This window comes from Arthrobacter sp. 7Tela_A1 (genome assembly GCF_049311065.1).
Lineage (GTDB): Bacteria > Actinomycetota > Actinomycetes > Actinomycetales > Micrococcaceae > Arthrobacter_B.
The window spans coordinates 62,677-73,285 of sequence record NZ_JAXIOO010000016.1 but is presented as its reverse complement, the minus strand read 5'-3'; the positions used below and the strand labels follow the sequence as shown (position 1 = coordinate 73,285).

General features: G+C 67.7%; 6 protein-coding genes and 1 pseudogene. 1 reads left to right on the top strand and 6 read right to left on the bottom strand.

Annotated elements, in window-relative coordinates; all coding sequences use genetic code 11:
- The 6 genes and pseudogenes from TVB01_RS08960 to TVB01_RS08935 all read right to left on the bottom strand — a co-directional run.
- A pseudogene (locus TVB01_RS08960) lies at positions 1–341 on the bottom strand (hypothetical protein); the annotation flags it as partial.
- A 272-nt stretch (positions 342–613) separates the two neighbouring features.
- Positions 614–3,106 carry an MMPL family transporter gene (locus TVB01_RS08955; RefSeq protein ID WP_422455551.1) on the bottom strand — a complete coding sequence of 831 codons (2,493 nt, stop codon included), beginning with the start codon at positions 3,104–3,106 and terminating at the stop codon, positions 614–616.
- Between the two features lie 73 nt (positions 3,107–3,179).
- Positions 3,180–3,824: a TetR/AcrR family transcriptional regulator gene (locus TVB01_RS08950; protein ID WP_422455550.1), complete on the bottom strand. Its 645-nt coding sequence runs from the start codon at positions 3,822–3,824 to the stop codon at positions 3,180–3,182.
- Positions 3,825–3,900: 76 nt separating this feature from the next.
- On the bottom strand, positions 3,901–6,711 hold the full coding sequence (locus TVB01_RS08945) for a molybdopterin-dependent oxidoreductase (protein ID WP_422455549.1): 2,811 nt from the start codon (positions 6,709–6,711) through the stop codon (positions 3,901–3,903).
- Positions 6,708–7,547, bottom strand: a complete 840-nt coding sequence (locus tag TVB01_RS08940) for an FAD binding domain-containing protein (RefSeq protein ID WP_422455548.1) — start codon at positions 7,545–7,547, stop codon at positions 6,708–6,710. The genes TVB01_RS08945 and TVB01_RS08940 overlap by 4 nt, the downstream gene beginning before the upstream one ends.
- A 13-nt stretch (positions 7,548–7,560) precedes the next feature.
- Positions 7,561–8,673: an XdhC family protein gene (locus tag TVB01_RS08935; protein ID WP_422455547.1), complete on the bottom strand. Its 1,113-nt coding sequence runs from the start codon at positions 8,671–8,673 to the stop codon at positions 7,561–7,563.
- Between the two features lie 403 nt (positions 8,674–9,076).
- On the opposite strand from TVB01_RS08935, the gene TVB01_RS08930 reads away from it, so the two are divergent.
- A complete protein-coding gene (locus TVB01_RS08930; protein ID WP_422455546.1) occupies positions 9,077–10,447 on the top strand; it encodes an 8-oxoguanine deaminase in 1,371 nt (456 codons plus the stop codon).
- Positions 10,448–10,609: the final 162 nt, after the last annotated feature.

Genomic DNA, 10,609 nt, shown 5'->3' with positions numbered 1-10,609 from the left:
GCTCCCGCCCGCCCCGGAACGCCGGCAGGCCCGGATTCTCCAGGCTTGCCGTCGGCGCCCGGTTCGCCCTTGTCTCCCTTAGCATCGGCTGACGCCGTCGCCGCCACGCTGGGGACCTCCCCGTCAGCTCCGGCAGCCAACCAGGACACAGGGATACTGCCAGGGCCGCAATCGAGGTCCCCGGCTGATGTGGCAATGCTCGTGAATTGCAGCGAGGTGTCGTCGAGGCAAGCGTGATAGGAGGACGAACCCGAGGAAGCGGGTGTGCAGGCTGAGAGTGCCAGGACAGCAGCGGCCGCTGCAGTAATTGCCGGCACAAGCCGGAGGACGGGGCGGTTCACGGGGTTCTCCTGGGTCGTCTTTTGGGACAGGGCGGGGGAGAACGGCCGCAGAACCTGCGCGGTGCGGTCCTCCCCCAAGGGGCCCGCATGCCGGAAACAGAAGTAAATAGACGAAGACCAATTATGGACTTCGTACAGACAGTTATATTCCATCCATTGGACGGAGTCCAGAAATTTACGCGTGTCCTGCAATGATGACGGAGACCATAAGAAAAACAGCAGCCGCCCCAAGAGGGGCAGCTGCTGTTTTGAGAATCCGGGGCAGGACGCCGCTAGCTGCGGCTGGCCGTTTCCGGTTCGTGGTGGTCAACGTGCGGATGGCGGCGCTCCAGTGAGGAGCCTTCGACGTCGACGTCCGGGAGGATCTTGTCCAGCCACTTCGGCAGCCACCAGGCCTTGTCTCCGGCCAGGTGCATCAGGGCCGGGATCAGCAGCATGCGCACCACGAAGGCATCCAGCAGGACGCCGAAGGCCAGGGCAAAACCGATCGGACGGATCATGGCGCTGTGCGAGAAGACGAAGCCGCCGAATACGGAGACCATGATGATGGCCGCGGCCGTGACCACGGCGCGTCCGGCCCGGACGCCCTGCACGACGGCGACGCGTGACGGAGCGCCATGGGCGTACGCCTCACGCATGCCGGAGCCGATGAAGAGCATGTAGTCCATGGCCAGCCCGAACAGGATGCCCACCAGGATGGTTGGCAGGAAGTTCAGGATCGGGCCGGGGGTCTCCACGTTGAAGACACCGGCAAACCAGCCCCACTGGTAGATCGCCACGACGCCGCCCAATGCACCGAAGTAGGACAGGACGAAGCCGAGCGTGGCGATGACCGGAACGTAGATGGACCGGAACACCAGGATCAGGATCAGCAGGGACAGGCCAACCACCACGCCGAGGTAGATCGGCAGCGCATCGGAGAGCTTGTCCGAAATGTCGATGTTGCCGCTGGCCGTGCCGGCCACACCGATCTCATACTCATCGTTCAGCGGCGACATGTCCCGCAGGGTGTGGACCAGGTTCTCGGTGGACTCACTCGTGGGTCCCTGTTCTGGAACCACCTGGAACGCGACGGTGCTGCCGTCTTCCGATGAGCCGATCGGAGCTACTGCGGAAACGCCGTCCTGCTCGAAGAGGATCCCGGCGATCTCGGCCTGGATTTCGGTTGCTTCGGCTTCGGTGGGTTCGGAGTCAAGTTCCGCCACCACCAGAAGGGTGCCGTTCTGGCCCTCGCCGAACTTCTCCGACAGTGCGGAGTAGGCGCGGTACTGCGTGGAGTCGTGGGCTTCGGAAGACCCGTCCGGCAGGCCGGTGCGCAGGTCCAGGGCAGGGATAGCGATGACCAGCAGTGCCGCGATTGAAACCAGTGCGGTGAGTACGGCCGTCACAGTGGACATCGGCTTTGCAGGCGCTGCTGCGGGCCGGGGGGCCTCTGCCGCCGCCGTAATCGACGCGCGCTCCTTCTTGCTGAGGATCCGCGTGCCGACTAGCTTCAGCAGCGCCGGGGTCAGTGTCACGGCGATCATCACCGCGATGGCGATGCAGGCCGCACCGACCGTGCCCATCAGGCCAAGGAACGGGATGCCGGTAATGTTCAGGGCCAGCAGTGCGATCAGCACCGTGGCACCGGCGAAGACGACGGCGTTGCCTGAGGTGCCGTTGGCCAGGGCGATGGACTCCTCGAGGTCATAACCCTGCTTCAGCTGGCGGCGGTGCCGGTTGACGATGAAGAGGGTGTAGTCGATGCCCACCGCGAGGCCCAGCATCAGGCCGAGCACGGGCGTCACGGAAATCATTTCGACGACGCCGGAGAATGCCAGTGCGCCGAGGGCACCGATTCCGACGCCGATCAGCGCGGAAATCAGCGGCAGGCCGGCGCCGACGAAAGTGCCGAGCATAACGACCAGCACGATGGCGGCTACGACCAGGCCTACAACCTCGCCGATGCCCACGATGCTGGGGATGCCCTGGGCGATATCGGTGGAGAAGTCAGTGGTGACGCCGTCGACCGGTGCGTCTTCAAAGACGGCCACCAGGGCGTCCTTTGTCTCCTGCGTAACCTCCATCTGGGGGTCCTCGAAGACCACGGTCAGGATCGCGGTGCTGCCGTCCTCCGACACCATCCGGATGTTGGAGGCCATGTCCAGCAGGGCGGCTCCCTGTTCCAGCTGCGGTGCCTTTTCTTCGGCCGTGGCCGCCTGCGCGTCGAGTTCCGCGCGGCCGGCGTCGAGCTGGGCCTGCTGGGCATCAAGCTGAGGCTGGGCCATGGCCAGCATGCCGGCGGCTTCGGCCTGGGCGCGCGCGGCGTCGAGCTGCGCCTGGCCTGCGTCAAGCTCCGCTCGGGCTGACTCGAGCTGGGTGCGGCCGGCATCCAGCTGCGCCTGGCCTTCCGCGAGCTGGCGGGCCTGCTCTTCGCGCTGGGCTTCAGTCGCAAAGGGGTCCACGGCGTTTTCCACGCCGTCCACGCCCTTGGCATCCTCAACCAGGGCAGCAATGGCTTCCCGCTGTTCGGGGGTGAACTCCGAGCCGTCCTCGGTCTGGAAGACCACGGAACCGGATCCGCCGGACGCCTCCGGCAGTTCCTGCTGCAGCCGGTCGGTGACCTGGGTGGTCGGCGTGTTCGGAATCGAGATTGCGGTGGAGAGAGTGCCGCCGAAGAGTGCGAAGGAGATTCCGCAGATGGCCAGCACCCCGATCCACAGCGCTAGGACGGAGCGGGCGCGCCTGGCGGCGGCCTGTCCGAGGCGGTATAGGAATTCAGCCATGTATGGTCCTTGTCGAAAAAAGTAAATCTGCTGCGGACGAAGGTGGCGGTGGTGAGCCGCCGTGAGCGAAGTTCTAGGAGGTGCCGGGGGGAGTGCCGGCGAGGTTTCCGGTGCGGAGGGCAGCGACGAGGCGCTGCAGGAGTTCCAGCCAGGCACCGCGGGATTCAGGAGTGTCCACGGCGCCGGTTTGGGCACACCAGTGTTCGTAGAGCACGCTGACGCCGCCGGCGAAGATGCCTACCAGGAGCTGGATATCCTCCGGGCTGGATTCCGGGTGCCGTGTGGCCAGGGAAGCCATGACCTGGTCGCTGGCCATGGTGACGGAGCGGAAGGCCATGATGGCCTGCTGGGGCGAGGACCGGTTGTCGACCCGGCCCAGGACAAGTGTCAGGTAGGAGACCGCTTCGATGAAGCGGGGTGAGCTCACCAGGTCCACCAGGTCGTCCAGCGGCGAGTAGCCCTCCGGGGCCCTGCCGCCGGGCAGGGCCAGTGAGGAAGCGACGACGCCGGTGCCGACTTCCAGCACGACGTCGTCCAGGGAGGCGAAGTGGTTGAAGACTGTGCGCCGGGAGACATCTGCGCGCTGCGCAAGCTCATCGACGGAGAAGTCCGTTCCCCTCCGCTCGGTCAGCAGGTCTGCACAGGCGTCCACAATGGCCTGCCGGTGCCTGCCCTTCAGGGCGGCACGGCGGTCGGGAGGGGAGCCGGCGTCATGCACACTCCTACACTAGGTGCATCGTTGCACTGGGTGCAACCAGAACAACTGTCCTACCAAATCTGCCGTGCAAGCAGAGCTACCGTGCGGCGGAGACCTTCGCCGGCCAGCCCGCTTCCCGCAGCGCCAGGTACACCCGGTCCCTGGCAAACGGGAGCCGGTTCAGGCGCAGCCCGGTGGCATCCCGGATGGCGCTGGCCAGCGCCGGAGCCACCGGATTGAACGGACTCTCGCTCATGGACTTGGCACCCATGGGGCCCAGGGCATCATCGGTGGACGCGAAGTGCACCTCCGTGCGCGGTATATCGGCGAAAGTGGGTATGTGGTACTGCCGCAGGATGCGGGTCTGCACCTTGCCCGAGTCGTCGACCTGCACTTCCTCATACAGGGCCGCGCCCAGCGCCTGCGCGACGCCGCCTTCCACTTGTCCGCGGCACTGCATCGGGTTCATGACCACGCCGGCATCGGCTGCCTGCACGCTTTGCAGGATGCGGATCTCGCCGGTCCCGGGGTCTACTGCCACCCGGAAACCCTGTACATTGAACGCCACCGACCGCGGAGTGCCGCCCCAGCGGCCCTCGGCCGCCAGCTCGACGCCGGCTTCCTGTGCCCGCAGATAGACCTCGGCCAGGGCAACCCGCTCCTCGCCGCACACCACGGCATCCGATTCCAGTGCCACCTGCGCCGACGTGTTCCGGAAAAGTGACGCAGCGAAGCCCTTCAGCCGCGCCGCCAGTTCCGTGGCGGCGGCCAGGGAGGCCTTGCCGGCCACTACGGTGCCGGTGGAACCGTAGGCGCCGGTGTCGTGGTCCACCAGGTCGGTGTCGGACTGCCGGATGACAATGTTGCCCGGCTCCGTGGACAGGGCGCTGCCGGCCAGCTGGGCATGGACAGTGGTGGTGCCGTTGCCGAATTCCGCGGTGCCGACGTCGAGCCCGTAGCGCCCGTCCGGCCGCAGCGAGATCCGGGCATGGGACACGTGTCCGCGCGGCGGGACGGTGTCGATCATGGCGACGGCGGTGCCCGTGCCAACCAACCAGTCCCCGCCCAGCGACTGTCCGGACCGTTCCGGATCCCGGGCGCCGGCGTCGAGCGCACCGCGGACCAGGTCCACGCATTCCTGGAGTCCGTAGCTGCCGTACAGCACGTCTTCGGCGGCTTCCGGGGACGTGGAGAGCATGGGGTCGCCTTCCACCACCAGGTTCCGCTGCTTGAAATCGAGCGGATCCAGCTCCAGGGAACGGGCCAGCTCGTCCAGCGCGGATTCAATCGCGAAGATCATCTGGCTGAGGCCGTAACCCCGGAACGCGCCGGCTGGAAGGTTGTTGGTGTAGACGGCGCGCGCATCGACCTGCTTGTTGGCACACCGGTAGACGGCCATTGATTCGCCGCAGCCGTGGAACATCACGCCGGGGCCGTGGTTGCCGTACGCACCGGTGTTGGTGGTGACGTCGACTGCCAGGGCCGTGAGGTTCCCGGCGGCATCGGCGCCGGCACGGACCTTCACCCGGAAGGGGTGGCGCGTGGTGGTGGCGGTGAACTGTTCCTCACGGGTGAGTTCGAGCTGCACCGGCCGGCCAAGCCGGAGGGCAGCGAGCACGGCAATGTCCTCGACCAGCACTTCCTGCTTGCCGCCGAAACCGCCGCCGACGCGGCCGGAGACCACCCGGACCTTGTCTTCGGGCAGGTCGAACACCCGGCACAGTGTGCGTTTGACCAGGAAGGGCACCTGGGTGGAGGTGCGCACGACCAGCCGGCCGTCCTCGTCGAAGGAGGCAATGGCGGCATGGGTTTCCAGGGCAACGTGCTGCAGCCGCTGGGAGTAGTACGTGCCCTCGTGGACGGCCGCCGCTTCGGCGAATCCGGCCTCCGGGTCCCCGATGACCGAATGCAGCTCGGCCACGATATTGGTTGCCGCCGGTGTGCCGACGCCGGCCTCGGCCGCAGCTGCGGCGTGCAGCAGCGGTGCGTCCGGAGCCAGGGCGTCGTCGGGCTCGAAGACGGCCGGCAGCACCTCGTATTCCACCTTGAGGGCACGGACGCCGGCTTCCGCGGCGGCCACGGTCGTGCCCACGACGGCGGCGACCCGCTGGCCCTGGAACCGGACGACGTCGTCCAGCACCCGGGTGTCGGCCGGGTCGTCGGTGTGCAGCTCGTGCTGGGCGGAGGAGAAGCGCTGGAGGGGAGCGTCGACGTGCGTGAACACGGCCTCCACGCCGGGAACCGCCAGGGCAGCGGAAGTGTCGATCGAGAGGATCCGGGCATGCGCGTGCGGGGAGCGTGCCAGCTTCAGGTGCAGCAGGCCGGGGAGGGATTCGGGCGGGAGGTCCAGCGTGTAGCGGGCGGCGCCGGTCACGATTGCCGGGCCTGCCGGCGCAGGAATGTTGTGTCCGACGGCGGCCGGAGCCTCGGCCGCTCCGGCACTGCAGGCAGCCCCGCAGCCCTCGGATGAACCGCAGATGTTCTGCCGGCCCAGTACAGCGTCTTCGATGGCCCGGTAACCGGTGCACCGGCACAGATTGCCTTTCAGCGCCCGCGGCAGGTTGCCGAGTTCCTCTGGTCCGAAGGTGGCAGCGGTCATCACCATGCCTGCGGTGCAGAACCCGCATTGGAAACCCTGCGCGTCGAGGAACTGCTGCTGCATCGGGTGCAGCGTGCCGCCGTCGGCCAGTCCCTCAATCGTGGTGACCTCGCGGCCTTCCGCCCGGCGGGCGGGATAGATGCAGCTGTGGACCGGAACCCCGTCCACGTGGACCGTGCAGGCACCGCAGTCGCCGGCGTCGCACCCCTTCTTCACGCCGGTGTTCCCGGCTTCGCGGAGGAAGGTTCGCAGGCACTGTCCGGGGGCGGGTTCGGCGGGGATGTCCCGGCCGTTGACCGAATACGTCACTGCCCTGCCTCCGTTTCCCCGGCAAGTTCAGCCCGGATTTCTTCGCTCAGCCGTTCGGTCATGTACTGGCGCCACTGAGGCAGGCCGTGAACGTCGTCGTGGTACAGGGGGAACGGAACGGCATCATCGAGTGCTGCGCGTAGTTCAGGCTGGTCCGGAAGGGAGCTGAAGCGCAGCTGGACGGGACGCACGGTGGATGCGGTAACGGTGAGGACGAATGTTCCGTCCGGGTCAAGGCGCCCGATCACCAGGACGCCGGAGCGCCCGAGGTTGGACAGGGACAGCCGGCGGAAGGCAGTCCGCGAGCCCAGCGCCTGCGCGGGGAGCGTGATGCTGCGCAGCAGTTCCCCGGGTACCAGGGAGGTCTCACCGTCGCCGGTCACCAGTTCGGTGACGGGCAGGGTGCGGCTGGAGCCGTCCGGGGAAAGCACCAGGGCCTGGCCGTCCAGGGCCGCTGTCAGGGCGGTCATGGGGCCGGCCGGCAGGGCAGTGCAGACGTTCCCGCCCACCGTGGAGACATTCCAGACCTTGAAGGAGGCGACAAACGCCTCACAGCACGGGCGAACCGCAGCGAGGGAGCTCCAGGCGGAAGCGGCAGGGGGCAGGTCGCCGGCGAAGGCGTAGAGCTCGGCGATGGTGCAGGTGGCGGCAATCTCCAGCCCCTCCGAGGAGGCGGTCAGCGGCTCCCACCCGGCCTGGGTAATGTCCAGCAGCCGCTGCAGGCTGGAGCTGCCGTAGGAGAACAGCACTGTCCCTCCGGCCAGCCAGGCGTCTCCCGGACGCCAGTCGGAGGGCTGGGCAGTGGGCACCAGGTTTTGAACGGTATTCATGTCCACGTGCGGGGATCTCCTAGCTGGCCGTGAGGTGGTTGATAAGGCGGGACGGGGAGTGGATGGGTCCGCTGAGCCCGCGCAGCGGCATTCCGCTGGCGGCGCTGCGGGAGGCCGTCACTTCCGCGAATACCGATAAGGCGACTTCCGCGGGCGTTACCGCGCCGATGTCCAGCCCGATGGGAGCGTGCAGCCGCGCCAGGGCTGTTTCCGGGACACCGGCGTTCCGCAGCGCCCGCAGCCGGTGGCGGTTCGTGCGGCGTGACCCCATGGCCCCGACATATCCCGCTCCGGACTGAAGGGCTGCCGCCAGCGCCGGGACGTCGAACTTGGCGTCGTGGCTGAGGAGGCAGATGACCGAACTGGCGTCCAGCCGGCCGGCTTCCTGTTCGGCCCGGACCAGCGCGTCCGGCCACTGCACGACGACGGCGTCAGCCTCCGGGAAACGCCGCGGATCCGTAAAGACTGGCCGCCCGTCGGCAACCGTGACCCGGTACCCCAGCATCGCACCCATCCGGGACAGGGCTGCGGAGTAGTCGTTGGCTCCCAGCAGGAGCAGCGCCGGTGCAGCGGCCCGGCATTCCAGGAAGAGTTCTGCCGCCTGGGCGCCGCACTCCCCGTCCGCAAGCGTAAGGATGCCGGTGTGTCCGGCAGCCAGCATGCCCGCCAGCTGCTCCGGCACCGATGAACCGGCCTCGGGATGCAGCGCCACCAGGGCGTTCCGGAGGTCCTCTTCAGTTGCCACGGGCAGGGGAAGGTGCGCCCCGCCGTCGAGCCGGCGCAGCACTGCCGAAGGAACCGGTCCGCCGGGAAGGCTCCCGGGAGCCAGCGGGAGAATGTGGACGTCGAGGCTGCCGCCGCAGCTGAGGCCGACGGCGAAGGCATCACCGTCGCTGTAACCGAAGGATTCTGTCCGGGGTTTGCCGTCAGCAATGGCTTCCAGCGCCGACTCCAGTACCGCTGCCTCCACGCAGCCGCCGGTCAGCGATCCCAGCACGCCGCCGTCGGCCGTCACCACCATGGAGGTTCCGGCGGGGCGCGGCACGGAGCCGGAGGTGCGGATGATGGTCGCTGCGGCGCAGGGGATTCCCTGGTCCAGGGCACTGACGACGTCGTCCCAGTGATCCAGCACGGCACCCTGCCCTTCAGCGGGAGACCGGCGGCACCGCCACCGGCCAATCCAGCAACCAAGCGGTGAGTTCCCCACCGGGTACAGACACCGGTGGGCCTTAAATCCGCGAATCCAATTCTTATCTTCTTGCCGGGCCGTCGAATTGCGCAGCTAAACAAAACAGGCAATTCGGGCCCGAATTGGAAAGGAGCCTACCACGGTCAGGCCATGCCGCTGCGTATTGTCCGGAAATGGTGCAGGAAACATTCTTGACCGTCTTCACGGCGCCGCCTTACGCTGGCGCGAAGGACCGGATCCCACCGGACTTCTTGGATCAGCAGACAAGCCGCACTGAGCTGGCCGCCCCTGGCGCGCCTGCACCGGCACGGCGTCCCACGCGGCGTTTACCGCAAAGGACCCGCCCATGAATCATGCGCCCGCACCAAGACGCCTCTGGATCCAGAATCCGCTCGCTGCATTTACTGCCAATGACCTCGACGGCGCCGGCGGACTGGTAATCGAAGACGGCCGGATCGCCGAGGTCCTGGCTGCCGGCGAGCAGCCGTCCGCTCCCGTTATGGAGGTCTTCGACGCCTCCGGGCACGTCCTGCTGCCCGGGCTCATCAACACGCACCACCACTTTTACCAAACGCTCACGCGTGCGTGGGCACCGGTGGTCAACACGCCGCTCTTCCCCTGGCTGAAGAACCTCTACCCGGTGTGGGCCAGGCTCTCCGCGGAAGACCTGGAACTCGCGACGACGGTGGCGCTGGCAGAGCTGCTGCGCTCGGGCTGCACCACTGCGGCGGACCATCACTACCTCTTCCCGGACGGACTCCGGGACGCTGTCGACGTGCAGGTTTCGGTCGTCCGCCAACTGGGCATGCGTGCCATGCTCACCCGGGGTTCCATGACACTGGGGGAGGACGACGGCGGCCTGCCGCCGCGGCAGACGGTCCAGGCTCCGGAGGTCATCCTGGCGGACAGCGAACGGCTGATCGGCGCCTATCACGAGCGCGGGGACGGTGCCGTCATCCAGATCGGCCTGGCTCCCTGCTCGCCGTTCTCCGTCACCCAGCAGATCATGAAGGACAGCGCCGCGCTCGCCGAACAGCATGACGTGCGGCTGCACACCCACCTCGCCGAAACCATGGACGAAGAAGCCTTCTGCCTGGACATGTTCGGGCTGCGGACCGTGGACTACCTCGAGAGCGTCGGCTGGCTGGGGGACCGGACCTGGCTGGCCCACGGCGTGCACTTCAACGACGAGGAAATTGCCCGGCTGGGCGCCGCGGGCACCGCCGTCGCGCACTGTCCGACGTCGAACATGCGTCTTGCCTCCGGCATCGGCCGGATGGCCGAGCTGGAGGACGCCGGCGCGCCGGTGGGGCTGGGCGTTGACGGATCTGCCTCCAACGACGCTTCCAACCTGATCCTGGAGGCACGGCAGGCGCTCTACCTTCAGCGCCTGCGGTACGGCGCCGAGGCCATCACGCCCGAACGCGCACTGGGCTGGGCAACCAAGGGGTCGGCCCGGGCGCTCGGACGCAGCGACATTGGCGAACTCGCCCCGGGCAGGCAGGCGGACCTGGCGCTCTTCCGGCTGGACGACCTGCGCTTCTCCGGGTCCCATGACCCGCTCTCGGCGTTGCTGCTCTGCGGGGCGGACCGTGCGGACAGGGTCATGGTGGGCGGCCAGTGGCGGGTGCTCGACGGCGAGATCGCCGGTCTCGACCTGGCGGCGCTCACGGCGCGGCATTCCGAAGCGGCGCGGCGGCTCGTCGCCGGCGGGTAGGAGGTGGGGCGGTCGGCGAATTATTCAACAGATTCCACGCCTGGACAATACTCCGCGGCAAAATGGGCCGCACTGGGCAGGGAATTTACCTGAACGAAACGTGGCGCAGGTTGAATGATTCCCGTGCCGCCCTAACCCTTGACATGGGACTAAATAAGAATC

What these genes read in the sequence shown, in the direction of transcription:
- TVB01_RS08955 (WP_422455551.1), bottom strand. Translation starts at nt 3,106, where the DNA reads ATGGCTGAATTCCTATACCGCCTCGGACAGGCCGCCGCCAGGCGCGCC.
- TVB01_RS08930 (WP_422455546.1), top strand. Translation starts at nt 9,077, where the DNA reads ATGAATCATGCGCCCGCACCAAGACGCCTCTGGATCCAGAATCCGCTC.